Source organism: Pseudomonadales bacterium (assembly GCA_024234435.1).
Classification (GTDB): domain Bacteria; phylum Pseudomonadota; class Gammaproteobacteria; order Pseudomonadales; family Porticoccaceae; genus JACKOF01.
In genome coordinates this window covers 1,572,769-1,589,106 of record JACKOF010000001.1, presented here as the reverse complement: position 1 = coordinate 1,589,106, position 16,338 = coordinate 1,572,769, and the positions used below count along the sequence as shown (strand labels likewise).

Here is a 16,338-nt window from a genome sequence, read left to right as displayed (position 1 = left end):
GTATGCGTGCCATAGCAGAGTTTATTATGCGCGGACGCATGCAGGCAGCATTAGTCGCTTTCTGCGGCAATCTGGTGCCATTAATCAGCCCCGCAGCAGTTGCTCTGGTCGGTCTGAGAAAAGGCTGGAAGGATAGCCTGCTGATCGCTCTCTGGGCACTACTGCCATCGCTGATAATGTTTTATGTCAGTGATCTTAACCCCTTGGTTGTGATGGCATCCATTACCGGGGTGGTGATGGTGGTGGTGGCAGCAGAAGTGCTGAAAGCAAGTATTTCCTGGCGCCATACGTTGATGGTGGTCAGTGCGGGCAGCGGAACGTTGGCTATTCTGCTGAGTGTGTTGTTTGGTGCCGAGCTGACAAGTCTTCAGCAATCCCTGGCAAAAGTGTTTGCAGAAATGCAAAGTGGTCAGGGGGCTCAGAAGAGTGTCGGTTTTGTGCCGGGTGAAACATTTATCGTCGGGCTGATTGGCTATATCGTGGCGCTGAATGTGGTACTGGGTCTGATTCTGGCCCGCTGGTGGCAAGCGCTGTTGTATAACCCGGGTGGTTTTCGAACAGAGTTCCATCAGTTGCGACTAGGCAGTAAGGAAGCGCTGATATTGCTGGCAGTGGTGGTGTTCTGCCAGTTTGGTTCGGCCGAGTATTTTAGCTGGGCAGAACTGTTTGGTTTGCCGCTGCTGCTGAGTGGCATTGCGCTGGTGCACTATACCGTTGCCACCCGCAAAATGGGTGGGCATTGGCTGGTTATTTTTTATGTGGGGCTGGTTACTATTGCCCCGTTGAGCTTAGGGCTGGTCGTGATAGGTTTTGTCGACAGCTTTATGAATTTTCGCCCTCGCCTGGCTGGTAATTCCAGTCGCTAGGGACAAACAAGTTAGATAACAGAGGATATCCGAGATGGAAATTATTCTGCTGGAAAAAGTGGGTAAACTGGGCAACATTGGCGATAAAGTGAATGTGAAGTCTGGCTATGGTCGCAACTACCTGATTCCTCAGGGCAAGGCAGTATTTGCCACCGCAGCAAACGTAGTGGAATTTGAAGCTCGCCGTGCCGAGCTGGAAGCTGCTGCTGCTGAACAGAAGGGGCAAGCAGAGGCTCGCGCTGCAAAACTGGCCGGGTTAGCTGCGCTGACGATCGAAGCCAATGCCGGTGCAGAAGGCAAACTGTTTGGATCGGTCGGTGTGCGCGATATTGCCGATGCGATTACTGCGGCTGGTGTTGAAGTTGAAAAGAGTGAAGTGAAGCTGCCGGAAGGTCCGATTCATGATCTTGGTGAGTATGAAGTCGATATTCAGCTTCACTCTGAAGTCACCCAGGCTGTGAAAATTCTGGTCGTTTCGGACGTGAATGCCGAAGCGCCTATTGAGGTTGTTGACACACAAGACGCGTCGGCTGAATCGGAAGAGCAGGCCGAATAGCACTCGGTCAGTCGCTAAATGATGCACCAAAGGTAGAATTTGATTTCTATTTTTGGTGCCCGTTACCGGCGGTAAAATAAATGCTTGACGAAAGAAGCAGCGAAAGCCATCAACTGCCTCATTCTCTGGAGGCGGAGCAGGCCGTACTTGGCGGCTTGATGCTGACGAATGATTCTTTTGACACGGTCGCTTCGGTTATTAGCGAAGACGATTTCTTTGGGCTGGATCATCAGCTTATCTTTAAAACAATGCGGCGCCTGTCTTCTGAGGACAAGCCGCTTGACGTTATTACCCTTTCCGAAACACTGCAAAGTGCCAACGAGTTAACCCGGGTTGGTGGTGCACACTATCTGGTAGAGCTGGCTGATAATACGCCAAGTTCTGCCAACATCTCCGCTTATGCCCAGATTGTTCTGGAACGTTCCATTGTTCGCCAGTTAATCACTGCTGCCAGCGATATTGCCCGGAACGGTTATAACCCGCTGGGCAAGGATAGCGGGGATTTACTGGCAGAAGCAGAAAGGAAGCTCATTGATATTATGGAGAACCGCCCCAAGCATGGCGGTTTTAAAGATGTCAATGCACTGCTCAAAGAAGCGGTTGATCGCATTGATCAGCTGTTTAACAGCGATGAGGATATCACTGGCCTGAGCACGGGGTTTTCCGATCTTGATGAAATGACTTCCGGCTGGCAGCAGTCTGACCTGGTCATTGTGGCCGGTCGTCCCTCTATGGGTAAAACCTCCTTTGCCATGAACATGGTTGAACATGCGGTACTGAAGCAGGAAAAGCCGGTTTTGGTGTTTAGTCTGGAGATGCCTGCCAGTCAGCTGATCATCCGCATGATGTCGTCGCTGGGGAAAATTGACCAGACCCGTATGCGCAGTGGCAACTTAACTGAGGATGACTGGCCGAGGTTGTCGAACGCTGCCCAGCGTTTGAAAGACCGGCCACTGTTCATTGATGATACGTCCGGGTTAACGCCCATGGAAATGCGCAACAGAATTCGCCAGCTTTATCGTGAGCACGGTACTCCGGGGCTGATTATGGTGGATTACCTGCAGTTGATGAGCGGCAGCACCCCGTCGGATGGTCGCACCCAAGAAATTTCCCAGATATCGAGAGAGCTGAAAACCATTGCCCGGGAATACAGCTGCCCGGTTATTGCTTTGTCACAGTTAAGCCGGAATGTAGAACAGCGCCCCAACAAACGCCCGGTCAATTCTGACTTGAGGGAATCCGGTGCCATCGAGCAGGATGCTGATGTGATTGTGTTTATCTACAGGGATGAAGTCTACAACGAAGACAGTCAGGACAAGGGTATTGCCGAGATTATTATTGGCAAGCAGAGAAACGGCCCTATCGGTACTTGCCGTTTGACGTTCCTCGGTAAATACACACGTTTTGAAAACCTGGCCAGAGATTACTTCTCCGAAGAATGATTCGGGAAGTCATGTCATCCACCAACAGCAGAATATCCTTATGAAAATATTTCACGGCATAGACGGATTTCGTGAAGAGCTTAACCGGGAGCGTCGTGCGGGAAAGCGGGTTGGTTTTGTTCCGACCATGGGTAATCTGCACGATGCCCATATTGAGCTGATCAAACTCGCGCGACAAACCAATGATGTTGTGGTTTGCTCAATTTTTGTTAATGGCTTGCAATTTGGTCTTAATGAAGACTGGGATAAGTATCCGCGAACGTTTGAAGCCGATTGCGCCAGATTGCGAGAAGCAGGCTGTGATTACCTCTTTCATCCGGACGATAACGAGATGTATCCCAATGGTCTGGATACACAAACCCGGGTGATTTCTCCAGCCATGACTGATGTTCTCTGTGGTGCCACTCGACCGGGCCATTTTGAGGGTGTCACAACTGTTGTGACCAAACTCTTTAATATCGTGCAGCCCGATGAAGCGGTTTTTGGCACCAAGGATTATCAGCAGCTGGCTGTGGTTCGACGCATGGTTGAAGATCTCTGTATCCCCGTTGTCATTACCTCTGCGCCTATTCACCGTGATCCCGACGGGCTTGCGATGAGTTCTCGCAACGGCTATCTTAGTGCCGCCGAACGGCCCCGGGCCAATCAGCTGTACAAAAGCCTCTGTTGGGTCATCGAGCAGATAGAAGCGGGCAATAGAGATTATCCAGTGCTCGAGGCGGAAGCAAAATCCCAGATTGAAAAAGCCGGATTTAAAACCGATTATTTTTCCATATGCAGCAGTAAAACCTTGCAGCTGGCTGCTGTGGATGATTTAGAGATTACTGTGTTGGGGGCCATGTATACCAGTGGTGCCCGACTGATTGATAACCTGTCGTTAACACTAAGTGCTCCCGTGAGCCATTGATAGACGATGCAAACAGTTACCGATAGAGGCGATAGAAAAGAGGATATTAGCAATGCTGAGTAATATGCTGAAAGGCAAGCTGCATATGGCGGCTGTCACCCACGCAGAACTCTGGTATGACGGCTCTTGTGCCATCGACGGAAAATTGATCGACCTGGCCGGGTTGCGCGAATTCGAACAAATTGATATTTACAATGTCGATAATGGCGAACGCTTTACCACCTATGTCATCAGGGGCGAAGAGGGATCCGGGATTATTTCTGTCAACGGTGCAGCAGCCCGCAAATGCCAGGTGGGTGACCGAATTATTATTGCTGCCTACGGCCAGTACTCGGAAGAGGAGCTGGCGAACCATAATCCAAAACTGGTTTATCTGAACGCAGATAACAGTGTTGAGCGCACGGCTAATACCATTCCTGTTCAAGCGGCATAGACTCTTTTCAAACGTATCAGAGCCTGTATGTTACGCTGTGATGCTTGTTTCCCGCTCTGCATTCATCAAATGTCAGGGCGGGAAAGCAGGCTATCAACCTGATTTAATTGCTGGGTCGCGCTGATATGAGTTAAATCAGGCTGCCTTTGTTTTCGTTCGGCTTGGGTCTCTTCATGTCCTTTTGGCAACCGAAATCTGTTCTCCAGTTGTTGTTGCTCGGTTTTCTGATCGTGGTGGCGCCTCTGGGGTTGGCTATCATGCACACGGTGCAGACACTGGGAGACTTGTCTGAAAAGAACCGTGCCGTTACAGCAAAAGTGATCAGCCTTAACAGGCAGGGGCAGGGTTTGCAGCGGGACTTGCTGGATCTTGAGCGTCGGGGCAGGCAGTACCAGGCGTTGAAAAATGATGAATTGCTGGATCTGTTTCAACGCGAACGTGAGATGATTCTTGTCAAACTGAATGAGCTGGAGTTGCTGGTAGAGAAATCGCCTTCTGTTCTTGCACAACTTCGTCAGCAACTTGTTTCTCTGGAACCTGGTCGGCAAAATCCTGATGTCCTGATCGAACAATTTTCGCAAGTTGCTGATGCGCGCTTCGCCGCAAGTGAGTGGTTAAAGGATGAGGTGGACTTCCGGATTACGGCGCATGCTCAGGAGTCGGATCGCATCAAAGATTCGCTGCTGCTAATGGTGTTGCTAATGGTGTTGGCAACATTATCGTTGATGTTGTTTTTTGGTTACTGGATTAATCGGCCAATTCAGAATATCGTCGAGAAAATAGAACGGTTGGGGCACGGTGATTTGGGTAAGGCCATTACCGTATCCGGTCCGCAGGAAATAAGAGATGTTGGTTTGCAGCTGGAATGGTTGCGCAGTCGGCTGGATAAAATTGACCAGCAGAAATTGCAGTTTCTGCGGCATATGTCTCACGAGTTAAAGACGCCTCTGGCCAATTTGCGGGAGGGGTCCGATTTGCTGGCTGAGGAAGTTCTGGGCGGCTTAACCCGGCAGCAGCAAGAAGTGGTGACTATCGTGCAGAGGAATTCAATTGAATTGCAGCGATTGATAGAAAACTTGTTGGACTATACGCATTTATCGGATCAGGTGCTGAACCCTGAGCCGGTGATCATAACCGAACTGGCCTCCGCTCTGCTGCAGAACTATCGTATGAGTATCGAAAGTAAAGGTCTGCGGATGACGACCCAGCTTGATGATTCAGAAATTATGGTCGACAAACAGAAACTGAAAGTAGCGCTGGATAATCTCATTTCAAATGCGGTTAACTACACCCCTGAGAATGGTGAAATAGAGATTACGGGTGGTATTGACAGGGGGCTGCTGGATTTGTCGGTTGCCAATTCAGGTTCTGCTATTCCCGAACAGGAGAGAGAGCACCTGTTTAAACCATTTTACCAGGGGAGTTCTGTCAGAAGGGGGCCAATCAAGGGGTCGGGAATTGGCTTAAGTGTTGCTCAAGAAAGTATTGAAGCCCAAGGCGGCAGTCTGCAATTAGTGGATCATGCCTCTCTGGCCGTTTGTTTCAGGTTGATATGTCCATTACAAGAGCAGTAAAAACCGTTGTCTTGCTCCTGTCGTTTCCGGTTCTGTCTGGTTGCGACCTGTTGCCAATGAACAATCTGCCAGATAGCCGTCAGCCACTGAGATTAACCTCCGTGCTGAGTTTTAACGAGTGGCTGACAATGAGCCGACAGGCGGCAGTGCTCGATGAACATCAGGCAGCGCAGCAGCTAGCGAGTCTGGATAAGCCGGGAACGCAATCGGCAACCTTTCGGTACGGCCTGCTAAATCAGCAGCTGAATCGCATCGATGGCTGGATTCTGGCCAGAGATGCGTTTCGAAAACTTGCTGATGACGATACTCTGGAATCCGGCTTTCGCGAGCTGGCACGTATCTATCAGATACACAATCAGTCGCAGATTAACTGGCATGAACGGCACCGCAACTTGCAGAAAGAAATCGTTTCAACAGTACTTGAGCGCGAAGCACTGCAACTGAAAATAGATGCGTTGACCAAACTTGAAACCGCAATTAGTGAACGCAAACAGCAGCCCGCAACAGGTGACGCTGGGCAAGGCTCGTCTTCTGATACGGGTCCGGGAGACGGCGCCATTGAGTGAAATCAAAAGACATATTCTTCTGGTCGATGATGATCCAGGACTGTTGCGTTTACTGTCTATTCGTCTGGAGGCTGAAGGCTTTGCGGTGCTTGCTGCGGAATCTGGTGAAGAGGCATTACCTGCATTGCGCAATCATGCTGTCGACCTGGTGATTACTGATTTGCGCATGGGTGGAATGGATGGAATGGAATTGTTTGAGCAGATTCGCCACTATTTCCCCGGGTTGCCGGTGATCATACTCTCTGCCCAGGGCACCATTCCCGAAGCGGTATCAGCAGCCCAGCGGGGTGTTTTCGAATTTCTCACCAAACCGGTCGACAAAGTACGATTACTGAATACTGTGCGGTCGGCACTGCAACACAGCGGCGGCACTGTACAGCGTGATGAATCCTGGCGTGCCCACATTATAAGTCGCAGTGAAGCAATGGAGCAGCTGCTGACTCAGGTTCGGCAAATTAGTGGTATTGATGTCAATGTACTGATTACCGGTGCCAGTGGCACTGGAAAGGAACTTCTCGCAAAAGCAATTCATTGGGCTGGTGAAAACCGCAGTGGTGAATTTGTACCAATCAACTGTGGTGCTCTGCCGGAGCAGTTGCTCGAATCGGAACTGTTTGGTCATGTAAAAGGTGCATTCACAGGTGCCATAAAAGATCACCCCGGCCTGTTTGTTGCCGCAGAAAACGGCACATTATTCCTCGACGAAGTTGCTGAAATGCCTGTTTCACTGCAAGTAAAACTGTTACGGGCGTTACAGGAACGTCAAATTCGGCCAGTGGGCAGCACCCGGCATATACCGGTTAATGCGCGCATTATTGCAGCGACCAATCGATCCCTTGAACAGGCCATGGTGGATGGCGACTTCAGGGAAGATCTGTTTTACCGGCTAAATGTGGTTAATTTACATTTGCCTGATCTTGCCGAGCGCGTGGAAGATATCCCGCCGTTGGCGCATCACTTTTTGCAGAAAGCGGATGTGGGGCTCGGTAGAGTTAACAGCTTTTCACCCGCAGCAATGGAGTTGCTGATTACGGCACCTTGGCCAGGTAATGTAAGACAGCTTGAAAACGTTGTTCAGAAAACGGTTGCGTTATCCACCTCGCAGGTGATTTCTGCTGACCAGGTTCAGCGAGCACTGGATGTAGAAAAAACCTATTTACCCACACTGAGTCAGGCCAAACAACAGTTTGAGCATGACTATCTGTTAAAACTGTTGCGAATTGCCAACGGCTCGGTGACAGAAGCATCGCGGCTGGCCCAGCGCAACAGAACTGATTTTTACAAACTTCTGAAGCGGCACAAGATCCAGCCGGGCCAGTTTAAATAGCCTTGGATTATTTGTGTGTCTCCAAATGGAGACACGATAACTATCTGATTTTTATAAAAATACAGAATATCTTGCATTGTTGTGTCGCAAAATGACGACAAAAACAGGCCGCTACCGACTGATTACGGCAAGACTTTCGCGGACTTCTCTCTAACTCTTTGATCTGTCAGTTAATAGTTTAATTGGCATAATTCTTGAGTGTTCCTGGCAATACAGCGCTACGCCTGTTAGCGCGATAAACAATCAGCCAGATACTGCGAGATACCGAAAGATATATGTCTATTAAATTCGAAATTACGCGCGCCCCTGAACTGTTGGAACAATATTTTCAGTTGCGGGAAAACTGTTATCGCAAAGAATTGAATCTGCCGGATTTTGATGGTTCCGAAGAGCCTTCAGACAAGGTAGGCCATATTTTAATCGCCAGCCGCAAAGGTCGATGCCTCGGTGGTGCTCGTATCGTAGCGGCAAATCAGGCCGATATCGATCTTGTCTCTTGTACCAGTTCCATAGGAAAAGTCAGCTTTAGGGCAGGGAAGCCTTGTTTATGGGAGAGACTTTCAGTTGCGCCTGATGCACGTTGTGATGATTTACTGCAGTTTTTTTGTGGTCACCTTGTTAATACCAGCTGGGAGTTGGGTTATGACTGCGCATTGATGGTCAGCTCTTCAAAAAATGCCCGATACTACCGCCGGTTTCATTCTCGCTGGGGTGTACCGTTTGAAACCCTAAGCGGCACATCTTTTCAACCGAAAGGAACCTTTGCAGAATTGGAGCATGTTGTGTCTGCTGCGAGGTTACAACCCTTGGCATTGTCTGAGCAGGTTGTTACCCAGGCACCGCCGCTGGCTGTTAACTATCAAAACCGGCTGGCTGCTTGAGAACCTCTCCGGGTGATATTTCGGTTAATTCCTGCTGAGTTACGGGGGATCATAAGAGAGTTTGTTGTCGTGCTGAAGGTCGTCAAAAATGATAGCGACGCTGTTTTGACTTGTTAGTACTCATTGGCACGCGCCTGAATTTGCGAATAAATTTCTATCTTTGATGCAGCAATTGTTGGTGATAGAGGAATTAAATACGTTGATTTTTTTGCGGCGTCTTTGATTGAGTTGCCTATGATCCAGCATTCCGACTGATCGATAATTACTAAGCGATCATGAATCTCCTTAGATTTTCGAAGCTCAATTGATGTACCAAACTGTGCCGCATGTTTTTCCGCATAGCTCTTTAAATCATCTGTATATCGCTCAGAGAGGATGTTTATTGATACACCTTGAGAGCATGTTGATAAATAAGCATCGAAAGCTTCACCAGTAAAATATGGGTCAACGATGGTAATAGTTTGCTGGGCATTAGCAATGATAGCTTTTAGATCTGAAAAAAAGCTATAAACATCACCTGGTTGATAGACACTACCAATCTCGCTTTTCCCGTCGAGCTCTAAATCTAGCCTAAGTTCTTCAATAACATCGCCAATTTGGCTAACAATATTATTTAAAGCAAAATCCCTGTGCTGAGACAAGATGCTCATGTTAGTACGATGAGTTACGGTGTGTGTTGCGCCTAGGGCGTTGAAAATCGCTCCTAGTTTAGAGAGCCACTCTCTTTGGGGTGTCATGGCTTGAACTGGTCCATTGCCAAAATCTGGGACATTTTCATAAGCATCAACCAGCTTAAGCAAGATTATATGTTTTTGTGTTGAATCGGTGGTTAATCTCATTGCGATCTCTTTCTTTGCCTCGATGTCTTTGGAGTACTAACGCCCAAAGCACCGGGCAGCTTTAGCTGTCCGGTGCCTTTGCTGGTTATATGCCGTGCTACCTAATTTTTTGAGTCCAATCATTGCGCACCATTAATTCCATGTGGTCAAAGTATACAGGAGCATCTGAGTAGCTACTTGTTGAAGTGATTTTGATGATGGCGGCAGTATCATTGGAATCACAGGCTTCACAGCGGACAAATTTTTTAATGGAAAATGTTGTACCTGCTGGTAGTGTTTCATTTAATAGGAAATCACTGCCTTCAATGCGGTTCTCCATGACGGAATAAATTAACTGCTTGCCATTAAAAGCGCCTTTGTCTTGTTCGATTTTTATGATGGAGGAGTCTTTTGTGGTTTTGAATATTTGGCCAATGTAGGCTGAGTAAGCCGATTCATGACTTACATCTTGGAACTCAAAATCCACTTCATTTTTGAGCCAAAAATAGAACCCTATTGAGGCTATTACATATAACCCCACAAGTGCGGCAACGATTTTTCCAATTATGATTAAAATCTTCTTCATAACTCACCTAGGCATATAACAGTCTGTTAATAAGGCCTTTGGCCTCTTAATAATTATTAGCGGGCGGCCACCGTAAGCTATTAGAGTGGCCGTGCTGATAACATTTAACGCTTCGATAAATAAAACTCTTAATGTGGTTCCCGGTTTCTTTCTGGTGTTATCCCGGTCATCTATGAGGGGGTTACCGTTACTGTTGGCGTAAAACAATGGCAAGTGGTGGCTTGGTGCCATAGTTTTAAAAAAGAGTTTTAATGATAAGAGGTTCACCTTTCCTTGGCTCCAATAATGCATCTGTACTGGTGCGATAGCACGATCAACGCTGATGTGGCTTTTAACTTTATTGGATTAAACGCCAGATCTTTTTTGATGGCAAGGTTTAGCCTGCTGAGTTGTGTTAGGTAGCACGAGTATATCTGTGATGTATTAGTGCCTGCGGGTCTTTGAATTGGGTTATCATTTTGCTGTTATACCAAAGTGAAATAGATGCTACGCTTGTGCGTATTCCATTCATGTTTGAATAATATAGAAAACAAAAACGAGTGTTGTGAGGGTTTCTAATGTCTGAGTTTCAGGTCCATCCTGTACCCGTTGATTTTGCACGTGATGCGATTATTGATAAGCCGACTTACGAAGAAATGTATCGTCGTTCGATTGAAAATACCGATAGTTTCTGGTCTGAGCAGGCGCAGCAGTTTTTGAGCTGGGAGCGGCCCTGGAATAACGTGTGTGAGTTTGATTTTCGCAAGGGCGAGGCGCGCTGGTTTGAAGGCGGCAAGCTGAATGTCACGGTTAATTGTATTGACCGTCATTTGCCCGGCAGGGCTGATCAAACCGCTATTATTTGGGAGGGCGATGAACCTTCTGATCAGCAGCACATTACGTATCGTGAATTGAGCCAGCAGGTGAACAAGCTGGCAAATGTGCTACGGCATAGAGGCGTGCAAAAAGGTGATCGCGTGTGCATTTATATGCCGATGATTCCTGAAGCCGCTTATGCGATGTTGGCTTGTGCTCGCATTGGTGCAGTACATTCTGTCGTGTTTGGCGGGTTCTCGCCAGAGGCGCTTAAAGACCGGATTCTGGACTCGGATTGTCGCACGGTAATTACCGCTGATGAGGGTGTGCGCGGCGGTAAAGCTATTCCGTTAAAAACTAATACCGATACGGCGTTGCAAAGTTGCCCGAGTGTAACGACTTGCCTGGTTGTTAAACGCACCGGCGGCGACATTCATTGGCATGCAGGTCGTGATATTTGGTATCACCAGGCGGTGGCCGACATTTCAGATGTATGTGAGCCTGAATTGATGGATTCAGAAGACCCGTTGTTTATTCTTTACACCTCCGGGTCAACCGGAAAACCGAAAGGTGTGATGCACACAACGGCGGGTTATTTACTGCAATGCGCGATGAGCCATAAATACACGTTCGATTACAAAGAGGGCGAAGTTTTCTGGTGCACCGCAGATGTGGGCTGGGTGACAGGCCACAGTTATATTATTTATGGTCCGCTGTGTAATGGAGCCATCACGTTGATGTTTGAAGGTGTGCCGACGTACCCGGATGCCTCTCGATTTTGGCAAGTAATAGACAAACATAAGGTTAATATTTTTTACACGGCACCTACGGCTATTCGGGCGTTGATGGGGGCAGGCGATGAGCTGGTCAGGGATACTAGTCGTAGTTCGTTGCGTGTGCTTGGCTCGGTGGGTGAACCCATTAACCCTGAGGCCTGGGAATGGTATTACCGTGTTGTCGGTAACAGCCGTTGCCCTATTGTTGATACCTGGTGGCAAACTGAAACGGGCGGTCATATGCTGACGCCGCTGCCGGGCGCAACTGATCTGAAACCGGGCTCGGCAACCTTGCCATTTTTTGGTGTTCAGCCTGCATTGCTGGATGAAAACGGGCAAGAAATCGAAGGGGCGGGGCAGGGTAGTCTGGTCATTAAAGCTTCCTGGCCGGGTCAGATCAGAACGGTTTATGGTGATCACCAGCGTTTGATTGACACTTATTTCTCGACCTACCCCGGCTACTATTTTACCGGTGATGGTGCTCGGCGGGATGAAGACGGTTACTACTGGATTACCGGTCGTATGGACGATGTATTGAATATTTCTGGTCACCGGATGGGTACGGCGGAAATTGAAAGTGCTTTGGTGCTGCATCCACAAGTGGCTGAAGCTGCTGTTGTGGGTTACCCCCATGACATAAAAGGGCAAGGTATTTATGCCTATGTAACACTCATGAATGGTGTTGAGCCTTCAGAGCAATTGCGTCAGGAGTTGGTGTCTCTTTGTGTCAAAGAGATTGGCGCAATTGCCAAGCCCGATTTGATTCAGTGGGCACCCGGATTGCCAAAAACCCGTTCGGGAAAAATTATGCGCCGCATTTTGCGAAAAGTGGCTGAAAACGAGCTGGATACCCTCGGCGATACTTCTACACTGGCTGACCCTTCGGTAGTTAATCAGATTATTGATAATAGAATGAATCTATAAAAGCTATGTAAGTATTTGTTTTCGTTTTAAGAAAGCCGGTTTATCCGGCTTTTTTTATGGCTTGTTGTTATTGGTTCTTGCCACAACCTTATTTGTTTAAAACACCTCGTCTGGACAGCTTGATACTTTGGGTCTACTTTTGATTTAAGGGGTAAAAAACAATAAAAAATAACATATTCAGGGGGAAATCTCATGAATAGTATTAAAGGCGGTTTTGTATCTTTTAGAAAAATATCACTAGTAACGGCTGTCACGCTGGTTATGACTCCCGGGGTCACACATGCTCAAATAGAAGAGATTATTGTGACGGCTCAAAAGCGGGAGCAGTATATTCAGGATGTGCCGATTTCAATTACCGCGTTAAGTAGTGAGCAACTAACTGAGCGCGCAATCACAGATGTTTTTGATCTTCAGCAAAGTGCACCGGGTTTGACCGTGCAGCAGAACCAGAACACAACCACTTCAAATTTTGCTATTCGCGGTGTGGGCACCAGCGGCTCGAACTTTGGCTTGGAGTCATCGGTGGGGCTTTATGTTGACGGCGTTTATCGTGCGCGCCAGAGCTCAATGGTTAACGAAATGGTTGATATGGAGAGGGTTGAGGTGTTGCGTGGCCCTCAGGGGACGTTGTTTGGCCGCAATAGCCCTTCCGGCGCAGTGCTGATGCATACCAAAGCGCCTGAGCAAGAGTTCGGCGGTTATATCAAAGCCGACATGGGTAATTTTGATTTGCGCAGTTTTAATGGTGCTGTTGGTGGAGCCCTGATTGAAAATACATTGGCCTACCGAGTTACCGGTTTTACTACAGATAGGGACGGTTATGTCGATGATGTAAATCTTGGTAATAATGAAATTAATGACCGCAACCGTTACGGTATAAGAGCGCAGTTATTTTATACCCCAACCGATGATTTTACCGCTCGCCTCATTGTTGATCGCTCGGAAATTGATGAAGTTTGCTGTGCGGCAGTTACCGTGAAAAACAACTATCTGGTATTTCCCCGAAGTGATTTTACCGGTCAATTTGCAACCATGCCTTCTGCTGGTACAGACAGTATTTTGTCGATACCTGACTCGGTACTGATTCCCGGATTACCTGTTCCGGTATTTGGCTTTGGCGGCACAATCATTGACGAACGTGCAGTGCATGATGATGTCGTGGCGTTTAATCAGCTACCCAGTTCGGAGAACACCGATCATGGGGTCTCTTTGCAAATGGATTGGGATCTTGACGAAGGCACATTGACATCCATTACTGCGTGGCGAGGGTTTGATTCCGATGATTTGGTCGATGCAGATTTTAGTGACATTGCTATCGCCAATCGGGATGAACACGCGGAACAGGAGTCTTTTTCACAAGAGCTACGCTTTTCCAGAAGTTTTGAAGGCGGTAACTTTTTGGTGGGCGCCTATTACTTTCAGCAGAAGCTGGACTCAGAAAGTAACACCGTGATGGGGGCAGATTTTAATAACTTTGTAGCGTTGAGTGTGTTTTCACAGGCTTCAGGACTGGGGGATCAAGCTACGGCAGCGGCAGATGCTGGAGATTTTGCCACTGCTGCGGCGCTGGCAGCGCAGGCAACCTATGCCGCTGAAACGGCCAGTGCGATGGTTGTTGGCCTCGAGAATGTAGCGTTGACAGCAGGTAATCCGTTGATACCCCTGCAAATGGCTGGTTTTACCGGAATTGGGTTGCCGGCCGGAGGTAATGGCAGAAATGTGATGGAACAGGACCACAAAGCCTGGGCTATATTCGGTCAAGTGGATTATCGCTTTGTGGAAAACTGGGAAGTGACCGTTGGTGCCCGGTATACCAAAGAGAATAAAAAAATTGATGGAACCTTCACCGAGCCGGGTGCTTCATGGGGGCTGCTGTTAGGGTTGAGTGATCTAACAGTGTTTAATCCCCGCCCTGACTTGGACGATGAACTCGACGACGAGCAAATTACAGCAAACCTCAAACTTTCCTGGTTTCCGTCTGAAGACACTATGTTTTACGCTTCCTATGCAACCGGCTATAAATCTGGCGGCACCAATACCGATCGTATTAACCCAACATTTGATCCTATCTTTGATGCCGAGAACTCTGAAACCTATGAGTTGGGTATGAAAAAGGATTTTCCCGATCAAAATGTTCGTGCAAATCTGACGTTTCACCACACAACAACCAAAGATTTTCAAACCAACGCTTTTCAGGGGGCGGGCTTTAACCTCTCTAATGCCGGTAAAGTGATTACCAAGGGTGCAGAGCTAGAACTCTGGTGGAACCCTACGGATAGCCTGGAGATATCTGGTGCATATATTTATAACGAAGGGGAGTTCGAAGGTTTCGATAGAGCCAACTGTTGGATTTCTTATTCCTGGTTAACGGGTGAGCCTGACCCTGGTCGTGCAAGCCCGCTCGATGAGTTCTGTGACCGCTCGGGTGATCCGCTCGACAGCAATGCAGAAAACACGTTCATTATTGCTGCTACGCAGAGCTTTGATATTACCGACACCATCAACGGTTATGTTCATGCCAATTACAATTGGCGGGACGAGCAGTTTAAGGACGATAATATTGATCCCCTAAAAGAAGAAGACGGTTACGATCTGCTCAATATGCAAGTAGGCATTCGGTTTGTTGATATGGGTATCGAGGTGACAACCTGGGCCCGTAACTTGTTGGATCAGGATTATCTGGCAACCTATTTCGATACGCCGCTGCAATCGGGTAAATTGAATGCTTACCCTACCGAGCCAAGAACCTACGGATTAAGTATCACCAAAAATTTCTGATTTGTTCTTTGTTTTCGGGTCTCACTAGCCCCGCGGTTAACATAAGGTTAACCGCGGGGTTTTTACTTGAGCTTAAGTTGGAATCTGGTTATAAACGCCAACGAGCAGGCAAAAAAAAGGGCGCTAAAAGCGCCCGAAATTATCTAGAGGAGGGGAATCAATCACTTGATCTGGTAAGTATGACCAGAGTGAAATCAGTTTGTTCCCTCAAATGTGAAAAAATGTTAACTAATTCTTAATTTGTTTTCATGGAGTGGTTGGGTGAGGCAAAAAAAAGGCGCTTAAAGCGCCTGAAATTATCTAGAGGAGGGGAATCAATTACTTGATCTGGTATGTATGACTAGAGTGGAATCAGTTTGTTCCTCAAATTCATAAAAAAATGTTAACTAATCCTCAATTAGTTTTGGTTGAGTGGTCGGGTGGGGTGAAAAATGGAGAGTTTTGAGAGGCTGTTAACACTTGCAGTGAGAAATAAAGGCAGTTTGGCTGATGTTGAAGCGGTATTACCGGAAGTGAAAACGGTACAGCAGTTGCAGGGTGCAGATGACAGCCGCTATCTCTCGGCGATGACCCGTTGTGTCTTCAGGGCGGGTTTTTCATGGAAGGTGATTGATAGTAAGTGGCCCCAATTTGAAGAGGTGTTTTCAGGGTTTAATCCGCTTGCAGTCGCGCACTTCTCTGATGAAAAGCTGGAAGAGCTCTGCCAGGACAAGCGAATTGTTCGCAATGCCACTAAAATTCGCTCTGTGCGTGATAATGCTGTTTTTGTGCTGGATATGCAGCGGGAGTTCGGCAGCATGGCGAAAATGGTGGCGGAGTGGTCAGAGCAGGATATTGTGGGGCTTTGGGCTTTTTTGAAAAAGCGCGCTTCCCGGTTGGGTGGTAATTCAGGGCCCTCTTTTTTGCGCCTAATGGGTAAAGACACCTTTATTCTGACTGATGACGTTAAAGCTGCGCTAACTCATCACGGGTTAACAGATAAGTTCAGCACCAACTCTAAAAAAGATTTATCGCGGGTTCAGGGGGTGTTTAATCAGCTTCAACAGGAGTCTGGACGTCCGTTGTCTCACATTAGTCGTATTTTGGCACTGACGGTTTGAATCAAAGTG

The 16,338-nt window shown here is 47.7% G+C and carries 14 protein-coding genes; 12 read left to right on the top strand and 2 right to left on the bottom strand.

Annotated features, from left to right (window positions below; genetic code table 11):
- Positions 1 to 2: 2 nt before the first annotated feature.
- The 9 genes from H7A02_07410 to H7A02_07370 all read left to right on the top strand — a co-directional run bounded on the left by H7A02_07410 (position 3) and on the right by H7A02_07370 (position 8,552).
- The gene (locus H7A02_07410; GenBank protein MCP5172073.1) at positions 3 to 866 is read left to right on the top strand and encodes a hypothetical protein; all 864 of its coding nucleotides are present in this window, start codon (positions 3 to 5) and stop codon (positions 864 to 866) included.
- A gap of 34 nt (positions 867 to 900) precedes the next feature.
- Positions 901 to 1,422 (top strand): 50S ribosomal protein L9, encoded by a 522-nt coding sequence (rplI, locus tag H7A02_07405; protein ID MCP5172072.1) that lies wholly within the window; start codon positions 901 to 903, stop codon positions 1,420 to 1,422.
- 80 nt (positions 1,423 to 1,502) lie between these two features.
- Positions 1,503 to 2,864, top strand: a complete 1,362-nt coding sequence (gene dnaB / locus H7A02_07400) for a replicative DNA helicase (GenBank protein MCP5172071.1) — start codon at positions 1,503 to 1,505, stop codon at positions 2,862 to 2,864.
- A 40-nt stretch (positions 2,865 to 2,904) separates the two neighbouring features.
- A complete protein-coding gene (locus H7A02_07395) occupies positions 2,905 to 3,771 on the top strand; it encodes a pantoate--beta-alanine ligase (protein MCP5172070.1) in 867 nt (288 codons plus the stop codon).
- 52 nt (positions 3,772 to 3,823) lie between these two features.
- The gene (locus tag H7A02_07390; protein MCP5172069.1) at positions 3,824 to 4,204 is read left to right on the top strand and encodes an aspartate 1-decarboxylase; all 381 of its coding nucleotides are present in this window, start codon (positions 3,824 to 3,826) and stop codon (positions 4,202 to 4,204) included.
- A 173-nt stretch (positions 4,205 to 4,377) separates the two neighbouring features.
- Positions 4,378 to 5,778, top strand: a complete 1,401-nt coding sequence (locus tag H7A02_07385; protein ID MCP5172068.1) for a HAMP domain-containing histidine kinase — start codon at positions 4,378 to 4,380, stop codon at positions 5,776 to 5,778.
- The gene (locus H7A02_07380; protein MCP5172067.1) at positions 5,757 to 6,344 is read left to right on the top strand and encodes a hypothetical protein; all 588 of its coding nucleotides are present in this window, start codon (positions 5,757 to 5,759) and stop codon (positions 6,342 to 6,344) included. Before H7A02_07385 ends, H7A02_07380 begins: the two co-directional genes overlap by 22 nt.
- Position 6,345: 1 nt before the next feature.
- Positions 6,346 to 7,671 (top strand): sigma 54-interacting transcriptional regulator, encoded by a 1,326-nt coding sequence (locus H7A02_07375; GenBank protein MCP5172066.1) that lies wholly within the window; start codon positions 6,346 to 6,348, stop codon positions 7,669 to 7,671.
- Between the two features lie 275 nt (positions 7,672 to 7,946).
- The gene (locus H7A02_07370) at positions 7,947 to 8,552 is read left to right on the top strand and encodes a hypothetical protein (protein ID MCP5172065.1); all 606 of its coding nucleotides are present in this window, start codon (positions 7,947 to 7,949) and stop codon (positions 8,550 to 8,552) included.
- 113 nt (positions 8,553 to 8,665) lie between these two features.
- Here the strand turns inward: H7A02_07370 and H7A02_07365 are convergent, their stop codons facing one another.
- Positions 8,666 to 9,391 carry a hypothetical protein gene (locus tag H7A02_07365; protein MCP5172064.1) on the bottom strand — a complete coding sequence of 242 codons (726 nt, stop codon included), beginning with the start codon at positions 9,389 to 9,391 and terminating at the stop codon, positions 8,666 to 8,668.
- Between the two features lie 97 nt (positions 9,392 to 9,488).
- The gene (locus tag H7A02_07360; protein MCP5172063.1) at positions 9,489 to 9,956 is read right to left on the bottom strand and encodes a hypothetical protein; all 468 of its coding nucleotides are present in this window, start codon (positions 9,954 to 9,956) and stop codon (positions 9,489 to 9,491) included.
- A gap of 557 nt (positions 9,957 to 10,513) precedes the next feature.
- On the opposite strand from H7A02_07360, the gene acs reads away from it, so the two are divergent.
- The 3 genes from acs (at position 10,514) to H7A02_07345 (ending at position 16,329) form a co-directional block, all read left to right on the top strand.
- Positions 10,514 to 12,451, top strand: a complete 1,938-nt coding sequence (acs, locus tag H7A02_07355) for an acetate--CoA ligase (GenBank protein MCP5172062.1) — start codon at positions 10,514 to 10,516, stop codon at positions 12,449 to 12,451.
- Between the two features lie 192 nt (positions 12,452 to 12,643).
- Positions 12,644 to 15,229: a TonB-dependent receptor gene (locus H7A02_07350; protein ID MCP5172061.1), complete on the top strand. Its 2,586-nt coding sequence runs from the start codon at positions 12,644 to 12,646 to the stop codon at positions 15,227 to 15,229.
- 431 nt (positions 15,230 to 15,660) lie between these two features.
- Complete coding sequence (locus H7A02_07345; protein MCP5172060.1) at positions 15,661 to 16,329, top strand: DNA-3-methyladenine glycosylase I; 669 nt, start codon at positions 15,661 to 15,663, stop codon at positions 16,327 to 16,329.
- The last annotated feature ends 9 nt before the right edge of the window (positions 16,330 to 16,338 follow it).